We start from the raw sequence: 17,647 nt of genomic DNA, 5'->3' as shown, positions 1-17,647 counted from the left end.
TTTACAGGCTGCTTTAACTCCCTCTTTACTTCTCCAAAATCTTAAGGTAGTAGTCTTATTGCCCATAAATAGCAGGATAATGCTGAACTCTAACTTTTGTATTGTACCACAATTCTCCTCTTAAGCAGTACTTCACTCTATTTTTCTTTTAAGGGAAAACATGCTATTCTTTTAGGCAGGAAATGTAGAAAATGAGGTCGATATATTATGCATTATGATGTTATTGTCATCGGCGGCGGTCCTTCAGGGCTAATGGCTGCAATCGGTGCTGCTGAAGAAGGCGCAAGCGTCTTACTTCTTGATAAAGGAAATAAACTAGGACGTAAACTTGCGATTTCTGGTGGTGGTCGTTGTAACGTAACGAACCGTCTACCACTTGATGAAATCGTTAAACATATACCTGGAAATGGTCGCTTCTTATACAGTGCTTTTTCTATTTTCAGTAATGAAGATATTATTACATTCTTCGAAAATCTCGGTGTACAACTGAAAGAAGAGGATCATGGCCGCATGTTCCCAGTATCAAATAAAGCGCAATCTGTTGTAGATGCACTGTTAACACGATTAAAAGACTTAGGTGTGAAAATACGTACGAATACGCCTGTCGAAACGATTGAGTATGAAAACGGTCAAACGAAGGCTGTTATTCTGCAAACAGGTGAAGTGTTAGAAACGAATCACGTCGTTATCGCTGTTGGCGGAAAATCTGTTCCTCAAACTGGTTCTACTGGAGACGGATACGCTTGGGCTGAAAAAGCTGGGCATACAATTACAGAACTTTTCCCAACAGAAGTACCAATTCTTTCAAACGAACCGTTTATTCGTGACCGCACATTACAAGGTCTTGCTTTACGAGATGTAAACTTAAGTGTATTAAACCCGAAAGGAAAAGTTATCATTTCTCATAAAATGGACATGCTTTTCACTCACTTCGGCCTATCTGGTCCTGCTGCTCTTCGCTGTAGCCAATTCGTTGTGAAAGCGATGAAAAAGTTTAAAACGAACACAGTGCACATGAGTATCGATGCATTGCCAGAAGAAAATAGTGAGCAACTGTTCCAACGCATGCTGAAACAAATGAAAGAAGATCCGAAAAAAGGAATTAAAAACGTTTTAAAAGGCTATGTTCCTGAACGTTACTTCCTATTCTTATTAGAAAAAAATGAAATTGACGGTAGCGAACAAGCTGGACAAATTTCTCATGAGAAGATTCGCGCACTTGTGAAAGATTTTAAAGAATTGACCGTCCATGTAAATGGTACGCAGTCAATTGAAAAAGCATTCGTTACTGGCGGAGGGGTATCCGTTAAAGAAATTAACCCGAAAGAAATGGCTTCGAAATTCACGAATGGTTTATACTTCTGTGGAGAAGTTCTTGATATTCACGGTTATACTGGCGGCTATAACATTACATCTGCCCTTGTTACTGGCCGAATTGCCGGAACAACAGCAGGACAAAATTCAAAAATGCAATATTAAAGAAGAAACAGGGACTCCTGTTTCTTTTTTTAGTATGTTGAAATAGCAAAGTAATACACGAAATTATATCGGCGATACTTTAAATATGTCGACCGTTTCTTCAAAAATATCCCTTCCTCCTAACTCCCCATTGCTTTTTTGTTGCTTTATATACCTTAGTACCTTTATATTTTATATTGTTGAATATTCGAAAAAGGGTAAGGGGAAAACAAATGAGAAAAAAAGTCATGATGTCTTTAATGCTAATGACGTTTCTTTCTGCGGTAGAAGGAACGATTGTTAGTACAGCGATCCCTCGTATAACGAGTGATTTGTCAGGTGTCGAACTTGTTAGTTGGGTATATGCAATCTATATGCTTGCAACAGCTGTTTCGACTCCAATATACGGAAAGCTAGCTGATTTATTCGGCCGTAAAAAAGTTCTGCTCATCGGAGCAACAATCTTCTTAATCGGTTCTGCACTTTGCGGAGTCGTTACATCAATGGAACAATTAATCTTCTTCCGTGCTCTTCAAGGTATAGGGGCTGGTGCTGTTATGCCGATCACAATGACGATTATTGGAGATCTATATAGCGAAGCTAAAGACCGCGCGAAAGCACAAGGCTGGATGAGTGCCGTTTGGGGTGTATCTGGTGTTATTGGGCCGTTAGTAGGTGGATTTTTAGTCGATTCTCTTTCTTGGCGCTATATTTTCTTCTTAAACGTTCCTTTTGGAATTATCGCTTGCTTAATGTTTGCCACTTCTTATAAGGAATCTGTTAAGTCCGCCGCTAAGCAACATATCGACTATCTTGGTGCGACAGTTTTCTCATTAAGTACAATTGCTTTACTATACGCATTATTAACAGGTAGCAGTAAGCAAAACTGGGGAGACATTTCAATTATCGGCCTATTAATCTTTGCCGCTGTTTCATTCATTATTTTCTTATACATCGAGAAAAAGTCTCCGGAACCATTAATTCCGCTAGCACTTTTCTCTAACCGTACATTATCTACAATAAACATACTAACTCTTATTGCTGGCGCAATGATTATTAGTATTACAGTGTATCTTCCAATTTGGAGCCAAGGTGTTTTAGGAAAAAATGCGACAGAGGCTGGACTCATTTTAATGCCGATTCCTGTTATGTGGACATTCGGTGCTATGTTCTCCGGTAACTTAGTTGGCAAGTTACAAACGAAACAAATTATTTTACTTGGAGCTAGCATTTTATCAGTTGCTACTTTCTTATTATTTACATTATCAACAGATTCACCATCATTCCTCATTTATGTTGCAGTCGGATTATTCGGCTTAGGAATGGGGCTTGTTACACCAATTTACATGGTAACAATTCAAGCAGCCGTACCAGCTCATACGCGCGGAACAGCAGTCGGTTTGAACACATTTATTAATACTTTTAGTCAAACACTAGGAGCTGCAATCTTCGGAACGATCTTCAATACGATGATTCATGCACGTGGCATTAAAAACCTTGATCTTGTTTCTTCTGGCGGACATGGAGGAGCTACAGCAAACGTAGCAACAGAGTCTCAAGAGGCACTAGCAGCAAGTGTACACGTCATTTATATGAGCACTTTCGTATTAGCGGTATTTACATTAATTATCGCTTGGATTTTATTAAAGCCAGCTACACAAACAAGTGAGCAATAAAAAGAGGATGACCATTTTGGTCATCCTTTTTGCATAAAATCTACTCTTCATTCTCCACAATATGTTTAAGCACGGACAATTTATTATCCCAAAATCGTTCATAGTACGAGAGCCACTGCTGTAATTCCTCTAATGGTTCTGGATGCAAACGATATATCTTCTCTCTTCCGCTCTTTCTTCCACTCACTAAATTCGCTTCTGAAAGAATATGAAGGTGCTTTACAACCGCAGTACGACTCATCGGAAAATGATCCGTGATTTTGGAAATCGGTAACTCCTTGTCACTTAATAACCGTATTACTTCTCGGCGGGTTGGATCAGCAATTGCTTGAAATACGTCATATTTCGCTGCTGATGAGGCCACTTAGCCTTCGACAACCTTTTTCAGTTTTTCATTTACAATCGCTACCCAGCCGCCGCTCATTCTATCGCGAATAATAGAGCTCTTCGCATTCGCTTTCGGAAGAATTTCATCAGGATGTTTCCAGCCGCCGTGAATTAACGTAAATTCTGTTTTATTGTCTCCTAAGTCTTTCAGATTAAATGAAACAACCCAGCCATCTGTATCCCATGAGAAAGATAGATAATTCGGCTCATCAATCTCTAACACTTTACATGGTGATGGTCCGAAAGGTGATTGCACATGAAACTCATGTCCTACCGCCAATTCGAAATCATTTGGCATAAACCATGACGCAATTCCTTCTGCAGTCGATACTACATTCCATACTTTTTGAATAGGCGCGTTAAAAACGATTGTTTGTTTAATATCATTTAATGTATTTTGTTGTTCCATTTTATATCTCCTTTATTCGGCATTAAAATATAACACCTTTTAGTTTCACATTAACAATATAACACCTTTTGGTTTCATGTCAAGAAAGACTCTTTTTCACTGTTGAGAAATTCTCAACATTTTTTCAACAGGACAAACACCCTCTCACCATTCCTTCATAATATACTCACAAAGGCAATGAAAAATAGAAAATTCCCTCAATATGAAACTCTATCACTCCTATTGAGAGAAGCGCCTAACTTATCTCATCTGTACTTCGTCTCTCCTCCTTCCCTCGGGGACAATACGCGAGATATGTAAAAATCAGAAGGAGTATGCCCGCCATTTGGGTAGGTAGTTATTTCTCTTCTCCTCAACATTTCCTTAGGAGCGAAATGACTACCGACCCACTTTTTCAAACAAAAATAAAAAGGAGATGAAAGCTATGTTCTATTGCATTAACTGTTCTGAAATTCACCATGAAAAACACCCGAATGATAAAGTTTTTAAAAACGGTTTTTATATTGATCCATTTTTAGGTGATCGTTATCACCTTGGTATGTGTATAGATGCCCAAAACCATGAAACAGGGGCGCCTCTTTTAGCGACAAAGAAATTAGGCACAACTCAATCTATTATGAACGTATTACCGACACATGTTGTCCCAACATAAAACATAAAAAAGAGCTGGCTCACCCAGCTCTTTTTTATGCTTTATAAACGATCATTGCTGAAAAACAATAAATTTGGTTTTCGTCATCGTTAATAGAAACACCGACTTGGTACTTAATATCTACAAAGTTACTATCATCAATTTTTTTCAAAAATACATTTACAGCGTCTTCTAAGTCTTTTTCATGACTTTCATCAAACACTTTCACACGAATCATGTTAACACCATCCTAGATCGCAGCCCTCCGCCACTTGTTTATTGCCACGGTGCGTATCTATGATGCGATAAAACTTTCCATCTTCATATATATATCCGTCTTCTAACACATATTGTTTATCTTCAGTATAGACATAAAACTTACCTATCATAAACTTACTCGTATATAATTCCAAATAATCTTGCCTAAATTTAGCTACAACTTTATTTGTAATATCAATTCTAATTGTGCGCCCCACCTTCTATCCCTCCCTTGCAAAGAACGGATTTAGGTATATTGTATTAGCGATTTTATATTTTATGCTTAAAAATAAGTGGATATGCCCTCTTTCTGCGCCTGTACTATTTTTCTAAAAAAATTCCCCCTATTTATTCAACTTATAAGAGCAAAAAAACGACTTTTATATATTGACTACAACATATCAGATGTGATATTATATAAAATTTGACATTTTTATCCTAGTATGTTATCATTAAAAGTAGTTACCACATACGGAGGTGGATGATTTGTTTCAAATTGGTGATAAAATCGTTTATCCAATGCACGGTGCAGGAATCATCGAAGCAATTGAAGAGAAAGAAATATTAGGCACTACGCGTCAATATTGTGTTATACGCATCATTAGTAAAGATATGCAAGTAATGCTTCCGATGAATCAATTACAAAAATCAGGTATACGTTATATCGTCGATAAAGGTACGTTAGATGGTATACTTCTTGAATTTCATCATGGGGAATCAGACCCCTCACTCTCTTGGAAACAAAGATATACAATGAATATGGAAAAAATGAAGAACGGCAATCTTCAAGATAGTGCAGAAGTTGTTCGTGATTTACTTCGTCGCAATAAAGAAAGAGCATTAAATGCGAGCGAAAAACAAATGCTAGATAATGCGCGTAAAATGGTTATTAGTGAAGTTGCGCTCGTACAGAATGTTTCAGAACATCAAGCAACAGAATTTCTTCAAGATACAATCAATCATTAATTTTAAAAATAGCCGACCGCTATTTTTTTTTGCGTAAAAAAGGCCAAAGAGTTAAATCTCTTTGGCCTTTCATATTACCCACGCCCCGCTTGAAACGATGGGTATAGAGTCATTCCACCATCTGCAAATAACGTAATTCCAGTTACGTAACTTGCCTCTGCTGAAGCGAGCCACGTTGCTACTGCTGCGATTTCTTCAGGTTTTCCAATGTACCCCATTGGAATCATACTTTCTACGTCGTCACGTTTTTTCGGGTCAGCAAATTTTTCAGCATTAATTGGCGTATTAATTGCACCAGGACCAATATTATTTACCCGAATACCTTTTGGTGCATATTCTAACGCTAACGTTTCTGTCATAAGCTTAATCCCTCCCTTACTAGCCGCATAATGCACAAATAATGGCCACGGGATTTTCTCATGAACACTAGACATATTAATAATCGAACCTTTAATATCGTGTTCCACAAAATATTTAATCGCTTCACGACTTCCTAAAAAAGCACCTGTTAAATTTGTATGAATTACTTTATTCCAATCCTCTAACGGCATTTCATGCGACGGTACCGCGTTTTCTATCCCTGCATTATTAATCATAACGTCGAGCGTACCAAACTCTTTCACAGCAGATTGAATGAGATTCACAACATCTGCCTCGACCGTCACATCACCTTTTACAGCAATCGCTTCTCCACCTACCTTTTTTATTTCTTCTAATACATCGTTCGCTTCTGACTCTCTTGAGCGATAGTTAATAACAACTTTCGCCTTCTCTTTAGCAAATCTTACTCCCATGGCTCTTCCAAGACCAGTTGCTGATCCTGTAATAACGACGACTTTCCCTTCTAAATCGCTATACATTTTAATACCTCCTTAACCTTTCGCAATCCCCAGCATAATTCCAGCTGCAATGATAAAAACGATACCAATAACAATCCCAATTAATTGACGCTTCGTTTTCCTTTCACCTAATATAAAAATCCCGCCAAGCGTCGAAATAATAATTCCCATTTGTGAAAGGGAAAAGCTTGTTGCGACCCCAACTCTTGGCTGCGAAATGAATAAAAACATATTTCCAGCTGCCCAAATCAATCCTGGAAGAATATTTCGAATCGCATATTTATTGAATGGATGATGTTTAAATGTGAGTAAAATCCCGCCTAATACCATACCGACCGCTTGTGGTAATAAAGCCGACCAACCGTTCACGTTAAATAACCGGATAACTACTACGTAAACTAAATAACCGACTGTTGAAATTAATAAAATAATAATTCCTTTTTTAAAATTTCCTGCTTGCTCTGCATTCTTCTCTTCTTTACTTTGAAGCGATGTTAAAATAACCCCGATAATAATACAAACGAGCGCCAAAACTCCAAGAACGACCGATATCGTCGTTGACCATTCATGAAACACGATAACCCCAAATAATGTTGTTGCGACTAATTGAAGCCCTGTTGAAATCGGCATCGTTCTAGAAACACCCATTAAATCAATACTTTTTAATTGATTCGCTTGACCAAGTGCCCAAAATAAGCCAGATACAATTCCAACTCCAATAACGGTCGGAGTTAATACCGGCTTCATAAAAATATAAACAACAATTGAGAAGATAAGTGCACCGAACGTTGTACCGAGCGTTTGACTATACGGTCCCCCACCCAGTTTCACGTTAAATAGCACAATACTCCCCCAAAATATAGCTGGTAAAATCGCTAAAAGTATATCCATCGCTCATTACCTTTCTCTACAAAATGTCATAGGTTATCGCTCTAAATCATTAGAGTGAGCTTTTATTTTTTCGTTTTTTCGTGCACAAATCTTTTCTACAATAGCACCAGAAACATTCTTTTCTCGCTCCACTTTCTTTATCTTTATGTGATCTAAATTGTCTTCCAAAGTAAGTGTAACTTTATCATTCGGCGGATTATGTGCCCCTTGAAATGTAAGAAATTGTATCGTAACTTCAAACCTAGGAACAAACTCATCTTTCTTGCCTAGACGCTTTATATTTGTAACTGAGTCACATTCATATTGATCTTCTGTCACTTGCCTTATAACCGAGTAATATCGATTCAGTAACGCACTTTCTAAAAGCTGTTCCGTCGATTCCTTTGCCAAAGAATTGCTTGGAGAAAAGAAAAAAACAGAACATATCATTGCAATCATTACACATATCTTTTTCATAACTTCCTCCTTTTCCTATAAGATAGTGTTCTCCAAAATGCCATAAAAAAACGACTTTCCCTATTTAGGAAAGTCGTTTTTTATAGCATAAATCCAATATTAACCACCACTCACTGGTGGTATTAGTGCAACTACATCACCAGTGTGTATCGTGTCATCTTCATTTGCGTACTCTTCATTAATCGCAACCATAATTGGCGCTGACACTGGTACATTATATTCTTTCGCAACAATATCTTTTAACTCTGCAACAGTAATATTTTCTTTCTCTATTTGTAATTCACTCGTTCCTGCTTCTTCTTGCAAGTTCGCAAATAACAATACTCGAATCATATTTATAACTCCTTCCCAGGCTCTCCTGCTGGATATGGTGTTTTTTCTAATTGGTCACCAATCCATGAGTCACCATCTTCCCAAAACTCCTTTTTCCAAATTGGAACAATTTGCTTAATACGCTCCATAATATATTCATTCGCTTCATAAGCCTCTTTGCGATGAGGCGTTGATACAGCAACAACAACCGCTATATCAGAAATTTGCAGCGTGCCGATGCGATGCGTAATCGCAACATGTGTACCGGGCCACTTCTCCTTCACTTCTGACCCAATTTTCTGTAGCATCTTTTCTGCCATCGTCTTATAAGCTACATACTCTAAGTATAGTGTACGACGCCCTTTCGTAAACTCCCTAACTGTCCCGATAAATGTTGTAACAGCACCACATTCACGGCGAACTACTTTCTTTGTCACCTCTTCAATCGAGATTTCTGTATCAATTACTTCATAATACGTATTTATCATTTTGCACCCCTAGCCGTTTGTAAAAACCAGTCTATATACAATTTTTCTTCTGTTATATGAAATACTTTATATTCTTCTCGTACATTTGACGAAGCATCATACCACGTAATAACTGCCGCTATATTTTCTACTTTATGTAAAAGTTCAGCGTCTTCCGCAGAACGAAGTAACACTACTTTCGGATAGTTCTCAGCTTTATAGCCCTCTATTAAAATCGTATCTACTTCAAAAAATTCGTACAAGCGGATAATTTCTTGCAAGGACCATTCATCTCGCAAAGAGGACAAAGATAGTAATCCGGCACCTTCTACACTACTTACTACAGCACCAGCTTTTCTGTGTCTTTCACTATCTTTTTGCGCTACTTCAGGAAAGCCCCCGTGACCATGATGTTTAATTGTAGCAACCTTCATTTCTCTGTCAGTTAATGCATGCACCATCTTCTCTACAAGTGTTGTTTTCCCGCTATTTTGATACCCTACTATTTGTAAGATTGAAGAGGCTTTGTCCACGGCCAATCACTTCCCTCAGAGCATTCTAACAATAATACAGACACTTTCATTCCTGCTTCAAATCCTCTCGTTCCTCCAGGCAGCACGATAAAAGCATTTGCATCCGCAAGTGAAGAGACTGCACTCGATTTATCTAAACCGACTGGCATCGCTTGTAGTGCCCCATTAACAATACTCGCTTTTGCTCTTACAAAACGAGTAAACGGATTTGGTTTCGGGAAATCTTTTTGTAAAATAGCATCAGTTCTATATACGTGAGGCTCCTTCACATGCAAATACGTTTTCATAATTGGATGCACAAATAATTCGAAACCTACATAACAAGCTGACGGATTACCTGATAAACCAAAGAGTAGCTTTCCATCAACTTCAGCTACTGTCGTTACACTCCCCGGTCTCATCGCTATTTTATTAAAGAGTACATTCGCCTGTAACCTTTCATAAATAGCTGGCAAATAGTCGTAATCCCCTACTGAAACACCGCCCGTTGTAATTAAAATATCAACCTCATCCATCGCTGATTTAACAGCTGTAAAACATGCATCTAACTCATCGGCAAGTTGTCCATAGTAACGCACTTTCCCGCCAGCTTTCATAATTTGAGCGGCAATCATGTAAGAGTTACTATTTCTAATTTTCCCTGGCTCTAACGCCTCATGCACTTCTAGTAATTCACTTCCTGTCGTTACAATACCGACAACAGGCTGTTTTACAACTTTCACAGTGCTATATCCAAACGTCGCTAATAATGCGGCAACACCTGGATTGATTACAACACCTTTCTTAACGAGGACTTGATTTTGTTTTATATCTTCTCCTTTAAATGACACATTGTCACCGTTTTGGAAAGGACGTTTTAGCTTCATATATGTACTTTCGTTCCTCTCGAATCCTTCCGTCAGTTCTAGCATTACGACTGCATTGCAATCTTCTGGAATAGCTGCTCCTGTCATAATACGAACCGCCTGAAAAGCCCCTACTTCTTCTGTAAAAACAGATCCTGCTCCGATCTCTCCTATTACTTCAAATTCAATCGGCTGCTCTTGACTCGCTTCCTTCGTGTCTTCTGCTCGAATTGCGAAACCATCGTAAGGAGAACGATCAAAGTGAGGAACGTCGTGATCTGAGACAACATCCTCTCCAAGAATCCTCCCATAACTTTCTGTAATAGAAACTTCTTCTACTTCACCATGCTTAGCATATTTCATAACCCGCTCTACAGCCTCAGCAACTTGAATCGGGATTCGTTTTTCTACCATTGTTTCTCACCTCATATTTGCAAAATATCTAATCTCGATTACACTTTATATATTAAATCGCAATTACTTCAAGGAGGAATTCCATGTCTTCATTCACACATTTCAACGACCAAGGGCGCGCTAAAATGGTTGATATAAGTGACAAAAAAATAACCGTTCGAACAGCAATAGCATGCTCTAGCATTCTCGTTACAAAAGAAATTTTTGATAAAATCTCACGCAATGAAATTGGTAAAGGTGACGTATTAGCCGTCGCACAAATCGCAGGTATTATGGCTGCAAAACGTACTTCTGATATTATCCCAATGTGCCATCCTTTATTATTAAAAGGTGTTGACGTCTCTTTCGATTGGAAACAGTCAGAAGAACAGTATCGGCTACTTATTGAAGTAAAAGTTAAAACAGAAGGTAGTACCGGCGTTGAGATGGAAGCTTTAACAGCCGCTTCCGCTACCGCTCTTACTGTATATGACATGTGTAAAGCCGTTGATAAAGGTATGATTATTGGCGAAACGTACTTACTTGAAAAAACGGGCGGAAAAAATGGAGATTATATTAGAAATTCTTAATCCTACCTTTTCCATTTGAACCTAAAGGATTCCCCTTTAGGTTCAACCTATATATCTTGCATATAGTCGTTTCGCAACATTCATATCATTCGTACCATGAATAAACGCCCTGCCATCTGTAAATAAAACAAAACGATATTCTTCCACTGGAAATGATAATAAATACGGCGTTGCTTTTACATCCACACTTTTTTGTAAGCGCTTTTTAATTTCTTCTAAATTAAAACCCTGACGCACACCTGGACGGATTTGAACTGTATTTCGCCCACATAATACTTCTGTTTTCGTTTGTGCTTCAAATGTTAAACTCGGATATGTACGTAACTTTCCACAGGATAAACATGTATCCTTTTTCTGCCTATTCACTTTAAATGCCATCTGTTGATTATTCCAAAGATCAAATGATAGCATCGTTTCACGAAGTGCCTCAAAATCTTCTACTAATATTTTCAAGGCTTCCGTTATTTGATGTGCAACTACTAATTGCACTGCTGGCTGTATAATACCGGCCGTATCACATGTCGCTCCGCTCGCCGGATGTTCCATTAAACATCGAAAACACGGCGTTTTTCCTGGCAAGATTGTATAAGTTACTCCGTAACTTCCAACACATCCTCCGTATATCCATGGAACGTTATACATCTGGGATATATCATTAATAAGAAGGCGCGTTTCAAAATTGTCTGTCGCATCTAATATTAAATCTACACCTTTAATTAACTCTTCCATTTCTTGCACCGTTACATCAGTCACAACCGGTACAATTTCTACTTCGGAATTAATTGCCTTTAAATGTTCTGCTGCCGCTATTGCTTTCGGCTTATAATGCTTCGCATCTTCTTCTGTATATAATTGTTGCCTTTGTAAATTACTCCATTCTACATAATCACGATCCGCAATTGTAATTTTTCCAACACCTGCTCTAACAATTGCTTCTGCATTCGCTGCTCCGAGCGCACCAGCACCGATGACGAGCACGTGCTTCCCTCTTATTTTCCGTTGCCCTTCTTCCCCAACACCAGAAAATAACATTTGTCTTGAATATCGCTCTTGCATACGACATCCCCCTTTCTTATCCTCCTATATAAGACATTTCAATTTTCGGACGATTTTTCGCACTTTCTTCTGTCCGTTCATCTGAATATCGATCTTTTCTATTCTCCCATACATATTGTATAGCTTTTAATAACTCATTATCCGAAAGGCTTTCCCTGAGAAGTTTCCTTAAATCCATTCCTTCTGTCGCAAACAAGCAAGTATAAAACTTTCCATCTGCCGAAATTCTTGCTCTCGTACAAGAAGAACAAAATGACTCAGAAACGGAGGTAATAAAACCAACCTCTACATTCGTTCCAACGTATCGATACCGCTTCGCAACCTCACCAAAATAATGAGCTTCAGCTGGCTCAATTGGATACACCCCATGAATCATATCAATTAATTCTCGTTTCGTAATAACTTGATCAAAATTCCATCCATTCGTACTGCCAACATCCATAAACTCAATAAATCTAAGCGTGATTCCTTGTTCTTTAAAATACGTAGCAACCGGAAGTACTTGATGATCATTCATTCCTTTTTTCACAACCATATTTACTTTCACTTCAAGGCCTGCTTCTTTCGCTGCCATAATTCCTTTTAACACTGGCTTCGTATTCATATTCCGGCCATTAATTGCGCGGAACACATTATCATCTATCGCATCCAAACTAACATTTACTCGGTGTAACCCAGCTTCTTTTAACGCCTTCGCTTGCTTCGTTAAATGAATCGCATTTGTCGTTAATCCTATATCTACTAAACCGTCAATTTTCACGAGACGTTCGATAAGTTTTGTTAAGTCCTTACGGAGCAAGGGTTCGCCACCAGTAAGTCTAATTTTCCGTACACCGATGCTAACAAATACTTTTGCTAATCGCTCTATTTCATCAAATGTCAGTAAAAACTCATCTTTCAAAAAAGCATAATCAGGACCAAACACTTCGGCTGGCATACAATACGTACACCGTAAATTACAACGATCAATGACAGAGATGCGTAAATCTTGAAGTGGGCGTCCGAAAAAATCTTTAACCTTCTCCTGCATCGCCACTCTCCCTTTCTGCCAAATTTATACCTCTCTTCATTCTATTATAATATATTTTTGAACCGCGATGTTTTTGCTCAAGTGAATAAAGTGAAACTTTAATCAGTGGGGGTTTTGTCCATCCCCACTGATTATTAGCCCACAAATAGAGGGATAAAAAACCTTGAAACATAAAAGTTCCAAGGTTTTTTTGCTTATTAACTTAATCTAATAATAGTTAGAGTAGCTCCTGGCGTTGTCGTAGATAATGTAGCCACTGCAAGTAATCCAAATAACTGTAAACTAATAGCAGAGCCCGCAGCTAAATTACTAATAATTGTCGCATTAAATGAACCTGTAGCCACTGCCGGTGAATTTATTGTTCCTGCTAGCGGACTTCCATTTACAGTTATACGCGAACTTACAAGTAAAGCTGCCGTTATATTAATTGTGTAGGCTATATAATAATTACCTGCATTTGTAACGGTAAACACAGTATTTCCACCACTAACTGTTATTCCCGGTCCAATATTTTGATTGTTCGGTAATGGTATATTCGTACCGCCTAACAACACGGAAATAGCACTTCCTGAAGTATTATTTGCAAAGGAATACGTTGCAGTTGTACTAACTCCAGTCACCCCGGTCGCTCCTGTTGCTCCTGTTGCTCCCGTTGCTCCCGTTGGACCTTGGATTCCTTGTGAACCTGTCGCTCCTGTTGCCCCCGTTGGACCTTGAATTCCTTGTGAACCTGTCGCTCCTGTTGCCCCCGTTGGACCTTGAATTCCTTGTGGGCCTTGTGGGCCTTGTGGGCCTGTTGGACCTGTGTCCCCGGTTGGGCCTTGTAGACCTTGTAAACCTTGCACTCCTTGCGGACCTGTTGGACCTATTTCTCCTTGCACACCTTGTATTCCGGTTGGGCCTTGTGGACCAGTCGGACCTTGCACTCCTTGTATCCCTTGAATTCCCTGTGGGCCTTGTGCTCCGGTTGCACCTGTTGCCCCTTGTATCCCTTGTGGGCCTTGACCTCCTTGGATTCCTTGAGGACCTGTTGGACCTTGGATTCCTTGCGGGCCTTGAATTCCTTGCGGCCCTTGATCTCCCGTTGCTCCCGTTATACCTTGGATCCCTTGTGGACCTTGAACACCTTGCGGACCGGTTGGGCCTATGTCTCCTTGTACTCCTTGTATTCCTTGTGGACCCTGCAGCCCCGTTGCTCCGGTTGCACCAGTTACTCCAGTTGCTCCGGTCACACCCGTCGCCCCTGTTGCTCCCGTATCTCCTACTCCTCCCGTTACACCTGTCGCTCCTGTCGGACCAGGTGGTCCACCTGATGGACCTGTCACTCCCGTCGGACCTGATGGACCTGTTGGGCCAGTCGGTCCGGCTGGGCCTCCTGATGGACCAGTTACACCTGTTGGACCAGTTACTCCAGTTGCTCCTGTAGTCCCTTCCCCTGTCACCCCTGTTGTACCCGTATCTCCAGTTACTCCTGTCGGCCCTTGGATTCCTTGAATTCCTTGTGGGCCTTGCACTCCTTGCGCACCCGTCGGTCCTTGAATTCCTTGGATACCTTGAACTCCCTGTGGACCCATTGGACCTGTTGGACCTATATCCCCTTGAGTACCTTGCACTCCTTGCGGGCCCTCTGGACCTGTTGCTCCTATATTCCCTTGAACACCTTGAACTCCAGTTGCTCCTTGTGCTCCGGTTGCTCCTGTTATACCTTGAATCCCTTGTATTCCCTGAATTCCTTGTGGGCCTTCTGGACCTGTTACTCCTATTGGTCCTTGAATTCCTTGGATTCCTTGTGGGCCCTCTGGACCTGTTGCTCCAGCTGGTCCTGGCACTCCTTGTATTCCTTGCGGACCCTGAAGTCCTTCTGGGCCTTCTGGGCCTGTTGGTCCTATATCACCCATTGGCCCTTGAATTCCTTGGACTCCTTGTGAGCCTGTGTCCCCGGTTGGACCAGGTACCCCTTGTATTCCTTGTGGGCCTTGATCTCCTGTTGCTCCTGTTATACCTTGAGGTCCTATGGCCCCTTGTATACCTTGCGGACCTTGATCTCCAGTTGCCCCCGTTATCCCTTGAATTCCCTGAACCCCTTGGATTCCTTGTTCACCAGTTACTCCTGTCGGACCAGGAATACCTTGAATACCTTGCGGACCTTCTGGACCCGTTGGTCCAATTGGCCCTTGAACCCCTTGTATTCCTTGCAGGCCCTGTGCTCCTGTTTCTCCTGTACTTCCACTCGGACCTGTATTTCCAGTCACTCCCGCACTTCCAGTTACTCCAGTATTTCCAGTCGCTCCCGTCGCACCTGTACTTCCACTCGGTCCACCTCCTGGCCCTGTCGCACCAGTTGCTCCAGTCGGACCTGGAGGTCCTCCAGATGGGCCAGTTATCCCTGTTGGACCTGTTATTCCAGTCGGACCACTAATCCCCTGACCAGTCGCTCCTGTTGCTCCCGTATTTCCACTCGGTCCTTGTGGGCCTTGTATCCCTTGAGCTCCTTGTATTCCTTGTGAACCTGTTGCACCCGGTACCCCTTGCACTCCTTGAATTCCTTGAGGTCCCTCTGGCCCGGTAGCTCCAATCGGCCCCTGTAATCCCTGTATCCCCTGTATACCTTGTGCCCCAGTCGCTCCGGTCGGACCAATTGGACCTTGTAACCCTTGCACTCCTTGAGGTCCTGTCGCTCCAGTTTCTCCCTGTGGTCCCCTTAATCCTTGTGGGCCCTGCTGTCCTTCTGGTCCTGTTGCACCCATTTGTCCAGCTGGTCCTTGAATCCCTTGCACTCCTTGAGGTCCTGTCGGGCCCTTCTCCCCCATCGGACCTTGAAATCCCCTTGGTCCTTGTGGGCCAGTCGGGCCTTGTGGACCGGTTGGACCAGTAATCCCAATGCCAGTAAATCCCGTTGGAACGGGAGGAAAAGTAGGTCCAATAAGATTCGGTGAAATTCTGAAATTAGAGTTTAATGAATTTTGTCTATCGCGCTCTTTCACACTTTCACCACCTACACACCATCTTTTTTACTTTAAACAAACCTCTTCTTCTTAATATGTATTTACAAAAACAATCTCAAAGACTATTTTTATTCTAAATAATAAAAACTCCCTTAATTCCTTAAGGGAGTCCAGCAACTGAATCCATATTATCTGTATTAGGGACAGCTTGCGATATACTCGACACATTTGCACCTTGCCCCATATTTGTTCCCGTTACAGTACCAGCAGGGGTACCTCGTGTATAGGTTGTCGTCACCGAATCTCCCGGTTGTAAACAAAGCTTCGTCTCCGTCCCTATTACTGTAACAACGTCAATCCAAGTGCACCCCATTGAACCACTATACGATTTCGAAGCAGTAAATGAAGTATCACTCAAATTATCCCCTGTAAATATATTCCCAGTATTATTAACGATAATAAATTCTTTAATACGTGCAGGCATACTTACACTCTACCTTTCCTTTATGCACCTAATGTACGTGTACTCGTCGCTAATGGTGGAAGAAACACTGATGTTCTAATCACAGCTTCTGGCTGTCGTTTCCCATTTAAAAAAACAGCCGCACTCGATCCTCCAGCACCAGCATATATTTTTGCCACAGCTAAAGGTGAGATATCATAACAGTCGCCAACATTAACAGCTCCTGTATTATTTATAATTTTTACTTTACGCATGTTAATTCCCATTTCGCCTCCCCCTTTTGTATACTGTATGCAAAAGAAAAAAACTTGAAACAAACACGTTTCAAGTTTTTGCAGCTACTTATTTAGTTTCGCCTTCATATTGAAGCATACCGCCAACCATATTCACCGTTTTAAACCCTTGCTCATTTAAATAATGGCATACATTTTCACTACGCATTCCCGAACGGCAAATAAAGATATATTCATTCTCTTTCTCAAAGAAATCCACTTTATTTGGAATATCGCCCATTTTAATATGTACAGCTTCTGGAATTTTCCCTGCCGCTACTTCTTCATCTTCCCTTACATCTACTAAAAATAATGTTTCTCCATTTTCTAAACGCTCTTGCACTTCTTCTGTAGTAATTGTTTTTACTTCTGTCATATGTAGTTCCTCCTTATATACAATAAAACCTTCAGTTTCTTCTTTAAACAATCATTTCTCATCAATTTTAGCACGCGAAGGAAGGAACGCAAAGAATGGAACATTTATTTCTCAATTTTCCAGCAAAACTTATTCTTTACAAACATAACTGACGCATTGTATCCTCAATATACTTGTTTGATGAAAGGAGCCAGTTAAAATGACACTTTTTCTTTTCATTATGGGCATCATTTTCTTAGTTTTTGCAGTTATTGCTCTTAGTATGAAAAATAATAAAAAGATAAAATCCCCTCAAGAAATGTCATTCTTATTTCTATTACTTAGTATAGCTTTCTTCGGTTTATCAATCGCTTCATATATTTTCCGTCTGCAAATCATGTAAAAAAAGGTGCCT

24 protein-coding genes are annotated in these 17,647 nt (G+C 40.3%); 6 read left to right on the top strand and 18 right to left on the bottom strand.

Going from position 1 to position 17,647, the window contains the following annotated elements; translation table 11 throughout:
• The first annotated feature begins 207 nt into the window (after positions 1 to 207).
• Together DN408_RS23460 and DN408_RS23455 are read left to right on the top strand one after the other, a co-directional pair.
• The gene (locus tag DN408_RS23460; RefSeq protein WP_078177735.1) at positions 208 to 1,479 is read left to right on the top strand and encodes a BaiN/RdsA family NAD(P)/FAD-dependent oxidoreductase; all 1,272 of its coding nucleotides are present in this window, start codon (positions 208 to 210) and stop codon (positions 1,477 to 1,479) included.
• Between the two features lie 212 nt (positions 1,480 to 1,691).
• Positions 1,692 to 3,134 (top strand): MDR family MFS transporter, encoded by a 1,443-nt coding sequence (locus DN408_RS23455; RefSeq protein WP_078177738.1) that lies wholly within the window; start codon positions 1,692 to 1,694, stop codon positions 3,132 to 3,134.
• A 40-nt stretch (positions 3,135 to 3,174) separates the two neighbouring features.
• On the opposite strand, the gene DN408_RS23450 is transcribed toward DN408_RS23455, so the two are convergent.
• Positions 3,175 to 3,498 (bottom strand): ArsR/SmtB family transcription factor, encoded by a 324-nt coding sequence (locus DN408_RS23450; protein ID WP_002145325.1) that lies wholly within the window; start codon positions 3,496 to 3,498, stop codon positions 3,175 to 3,177.
• Positions 3,499 to 3,930, bottom strand: a complete 432-nt coding sequence (locus tag DN408_RS23445; protein ID WP_061675328.1) for an SRPBCC family protein — start codon at positions 3,928 to 3,930, stop codon at positions 3,499 to 3,501. It lies immediately after the preceding gene.
• 424 nt (positions 3,931 to 4,354) lie between these two features.
• On the opposite strand from DN408_RS23445, the gene DN408_RS23440 reads away from it, so the two are divergent.
• On the top strand, positions 4,355 to 4,582 hold the full coding sequence (locus DN408_RS23440) for a DUF3973 domain-containing protein (RefSeq protein WP_078177739.1): 228 nt from the start codon (positions 4,355 to 4,357) through the stop codon (positions 4,580 to 4,582).
• Positions 4,583 to 4,616: 34 nt separating this feature from the next.
• Here DN408_RS23440 and DN408_RS23435 read toward each other — a convergent pair whose 3' ends face one another.
• On the bottom strand, positions 4,617 to 4,799 hold the full coding sequence (locus tag DN408_RS23435; protein WP_000621751.1) for a sporulation protein Cse60: 183 nt from the start codon (positions 4,797 to 4,799) through the stop codon (positions 4,617 to 4,619).
• A gap of 1 nt (position 4,800) precedes the next feature.
• Positions 4,801 to 5,037, bottom strand: a complete 237-nt coding sequence (locus tag DN408_RS23430; protein WP_078177740.1) for a DUF2553 family protein — start codon at positions 5,035 to 5,037, stop codon at positions 4,801 to 4,803.
• 268 nt (positions 5,038 to 5,305) lie between these two features.
• On the opposite strand from DN408_RS23430, the gene DN408_RS23425 reads away from it, so the two are divergent.
• Positions 5,306 to 5,785: a CarD family transcriptional regulator gene (locus DN408_RS23425; protein ID WP_002089061.1), complete on the top strand. Its 480-nt coding sequence runs from the start codon at positions 5,306 to 5,308 to the stop codon at positions 5,783 to 5,785.
• 74 nt (positions 5,786 to 5,859) lie between these two features.
• On the opposite strand, the gene DN408_RS23420 is transcribed toward DN408_RS23425, so the two are convergent.
• The 7 genes from DN408_RS23420 to DN408_RS23390 all read right to left on the bottom strand — a co-directional run bounded on the left by DN408_RS23420 (position 5,860) and on the right by DN408_RS23390 (position 10,542).
• A complete protein-coding gene (locus DN408_RS23420; protein ID WP_078177741.1) occupies positions 5,860 to 6,645 on the bottom strand; it encodes a glucose 1-dehydrogenase in 786 nt (261 codons plus the stop codon).
• A gap of 12 nt (positions 6,646 to 6,657) precedes the next feature.
• Complete coding sequence (gene glcU, locus DN408_RS23415; RefSeq protein WP_002129475.1) at positions 6,658 to 7,515, bottom strand: glucose uptake protein GlcU; 858 nt, start codon at positions 7,513 to 7,515, stop codon at positions 6,658 to 6,660.
• Positions 7,516 to 7,548: 33 nt separating this feature from the next.
• Entirely contained in the window at positions 7,549 to 7,971 is a 423-nt protein-coding gene (locus DN408_RS23410; protein WP_002089063.1) for a DUF3888 domain-containing protein, read from the bottom strand.
• A 99-nt stretch (positions 7,972 to 8,070) separates the two neighbouring features.
• A complete protein-coding gene (gene moaD, locus DN408_RS23405; RefSeq protein WP_002089064.1) occupies positions 8,071 to 8,304 on the bottom strand; it encodes a molybdopterin converting factor subunit 1 in 234 nt (77 codons plus the stop codon).
• A 2-nt stretch (positions 8,305 to 8,306) separates the two neighbouring features.
• Positions 8,307 to 8,771, bottom strand: coding sequence for a molybdopterin synthase catalytic subunit MoaE (gene moaE, locus DN408_RS23400; RefSeq protein WP_002129479.1), 465 nt, complete (start codon positions 8,769 to 8,771; stop codon positions 8,307 to 8,309).
• Positions 8,768 to 9,289: a molybdopterin-guanine dinucleotide biosynthesis protein B gene (gene mobB, locus DN408_RS23395; protein WP_147740415.1), complete on the bottom strand. Its 522-nt coding sequence runs from the start codon at positions 9,287 to 9,289 to the stop codon at positions 8,768 to 8,770. Before mobB ends, moaE begins: the two co-directional genes overlap by 4 nt.
• Positions 9,253 to 10,542, bottom strand: a complete 1,290-nt coding sequence (locus tag DN408_RS23390) for a molybdopterin molybdotransferase MoeA (protein WP_002129483.1) — start codon at positions 10,540 to 10,542, stop codon at positions 9,253 to 9,255. Before DN408_RS23390 ends, mobB begins: the two co-directional genes overlap by 37 nt.
• Positions 10,543 to 10,625: 83 nt before the next feature.
• Between DN408_RS23390 and moaC the strand changes: the two genes are divergently transcribed.
• Positions 10,626 to 11,111, top strand: a complete 486-nt coding sequence (gene moaC, locus DN408_RS23385) for a cyclic pyranopterin monophosphate synthase MoaC (protein WP_002129484.1) — start codon at positions 10,626 to 10,628, stop codon at positions 11,109 to 11,111.
• A 42-nt stretch (positions 11,112 to 11,153) separates the two neighbouring features.
• Here moaC and DN408_RS23380 read toward each other — a convergent pair whose 3' ends face one another.
• The 7 genes from DN408_RS23380 to DN408_RS23350 form a co-directional block, all read right to left on the bottom strand.
• Positions 11,154 to 12,167, bottom strand: coding sequence for a molybdopterin-synthase adenylyltransferase MoeB (locus tag DN408_RS23380; protein ID WP_002067678.1), 1,014 nt, complete (start codon positions 12,165 to 12,167; stop codon positions 11,154 to 11,156).
• Between the two features lie 16 nt (positions 12,168 to 12,183).
• A complete protein-coding gene (gene moaA, locus DN408_RS23375; RefSeq protein WP_016127545.1) occupies positions 12,184 to 13,197 on the bottom strand; it encodes a GTP 3',8-cyclase MoaA in 1,014 nt (337 codons plus the stop codon).
• Positions 13,181 to 13,369, bottom strand: a complete 189-nt coding sequence (locus tag DN408_RS23370; protein WP_002089074.1) for a hypothetical protein — start codon at positions 13,367 to 13,369, stop codon at positions 13,181 to 13,183. The genes moaA and DN408_RS23370 overlap by 17 nt, the downstream gene beginning before the upstream one ends.
• Positions 13,370 to 13,394: 25 nt before the next feature.
• Positions 13,395 to 16,181, bottom strand: coding sequence for a BclA-related collagen-like exosporium protein (locus tag DN408_RS23365; protein ID WP_147740414.1), 2,787 nt, complete (start codon positions 16,179 to 16,181; stop codon positions 13,395 to 13,397).
• Between the two features lie 121 nt (positions 16,182 to 16,302).
• Complete coding sequence (locus DN408_RS23360; RefSeq protein WP_002067673.1) at positions 16,303 to 16,626, bottom strand: hypothetical protein; 324 nt, start codon at positions 16,624 to 16,626, stop codon at positions 16,303 to 16,305.
• 20 nt (positions 16,627 to 16,646) lie between these two features.
• Positions 16,647 to 16,871, bottom strand: a complete 225-nt coding sequence (locus DN408_RS23355) for a spore germination protein (RefSeq protein WP_000512595.1) — start codon at positions 16,869 to 16,871, stop codon at positions 16,647 to 16,649.
• Positions 16,872 to 16,947: 76 nt separating this feature from the next.
• Positions 16,948 to 17,253, bottom strand: a complete 306-nt coding sequence (locus DN408_RS23350; protein ID WP_000141214.1) for a rhodanese-like domain-containing protein — start codon at positions 17,251 to 17,253, stop codon at positions 16,948 to 16,950.
• 199 nt (positions 17,254 to 17,452) lie between these two features.
• On the opposite strand from DN408_RS23350, the gene DN408_RS23345 reads away from it, so the two are divergent.
• Positions 17,453 to 17,635, top strand: coding sequence for a hypothetical protein (locus DN408_RS23345; RefSeq protein ID WP_002129493.1), 183 nt, complete (start codon positions 17,453 to 17,455; stop codon positions 17,633 to 17,635).
• Positions 17,636 to 17,647 lie beyond the last annotated feature (12 nt).

Origin of the sequence: Bacillus sp. AR13-1, from assembly GCF_008042285.1 — a bacterium.
GTDB classification, from domain to species: domain Bacteria; phylum Bacillota; class Bacilli; order Bacillales; family Bacillaceae_G; genus Bacillus_A; species Bacillus_A mycoides.
The sequence above is the reverse complement of the archived record's forward strand: the minus strand, read 5'-3'. Positions and strand labels throughout refer to the sequence as shown.

Excerpts from the sequence above, each read along its gene's own strand:
- DN408_RS23460 (WP_078177735.1), top strand. The coding sequence starts at position 208 with ATGCATTATGATGTTATTGTCATCGGCGGCGGTCCTTCAGGGCTAATG.
- DN408_RS23455 (WP_078177738.1), top strand. The coding sequence starts at position 1,692 with ATGAGAAAAAAAGTCATGATGTCTTTAATGCTAATGACGTTTCTTTCT.
- DN408_RS23445 (WP_061675328.1), bottom strand. The coding sequence starts at position 3,930 with ATGGAACAACAAAATACATTAAATGATATTAAACAAACAATCGTTTTT.
- DN408_RS23440 (WP_078177739.1), top strand. The coding sequence starts at position 4,355 with ATGTTCTATTGCATTAACTGTTCTGAAATTCACCATGAAAAACACCCG.
- DN408_RS23435 (WP_000621751.1), bottom strand. The coding sequence starts at position 4,799 with ATGATTCGTGTGAAAGTGTTTGATGAAAGTCATGAAAAAGACTTAGAA.
- DN408_RS23420 (WP_078177741.1), bottom strand. The coding sequence starts at position 6,645 with ATGTATAGCGATTTAGAAGGGAAAGTCGTCGTTATTACAGGATCAGCA.
- glcU (WP_002129475.1), bottom strand. The coding sequence starts at position 7,515 with ATGGATATACTTTTAGCGATTTTACCAGCTATATTTTGGGGGAGTATT.
- DN408_RS23410 (WP_002089063.1), bottom strand. The coding sequence starts at position 7,971 with ATGAAAAAGATATGTGTAATGATTGCAATGATATGTTCTGTTTTTTTC.
- moaD (WP_002089064.1), bottom strand. The coding sequence starts at position 8,304 with ATGATTCGAGTATTGTTATTTGCGAACTTGCAAGAAGAAGCAGGAACG.
- moaE (WP_002129479.1), bottom strand. The coding sequence starts at position 8,771 with ATGATAAATACGTATTATGAAGTAATTGATACAGAAATCTCGATTGAA.
- DN408_RS23390 (WP_002129483.1), bottom strand. The coding sequence starts at position 10,542 with ATGGTAGAAAAACGAATCCCGATTCAAGTTGCTGAGGCTGTAGAGCGG.
- moaC (WP_002129484.1), top strand. The coding sequence starts at position 10,626 with ATGTCTTCATTCACACATTTCAACGACCAAGGGCGCGCTAAAATGGTT.
- DN408_RS23380 (WP_002067678.1), bottom strand. The coding sequence starts at position 12,167 with ATGCAAGAGCGATATTCAAGACAAATGTTATTTTCTGGTGTTGGGGAA.
- moaA (WP_016127545.1), bottom strand. The coding sequence starts at position 13,197 with ATGCAGGAGAAGGTTAAAGATTTTTTCGGACGCCCACTTCAAGATTTA.
- DN408_RS23370 (WP_002089074.1), bottom strand. The coding sequence starts at position 13,369 with ATGTTTCAAGGTTTTTTATCCCTCTATTTGTGGGCTAATAATCAGTGG.
- DN408_RS23360 (WP_002067673.1), bottom strand. The coding sequence starts at position 16,626 with ATGCCTGCACGTATTAAAGAATTTATTATCGTTAATAATACTGGGAAT.
- DN408_RS23355 (WP_000512595.1), bottom strand. The coding sequence starts at position 16,871 with ATGGGAATTAACATGCGTAAAGTAAAAATTATAAATAATACAGGAGCT.
- DN408_RS23350 (WP_000141214.1), bottom strand. The coding sequence starts at position 17,253 with ATGACAGAAGTAAAAACAATTACTACAGAAGAAGTGCAAGAGCGTTTA.
- DN408_RS23345 (WP_002129493.1), top strand. The coding sequence starts at position 17,453 with ATGACACTTTTTCTTTTCATTATGGGCATCATTTTCTTAGTTTTTGCA.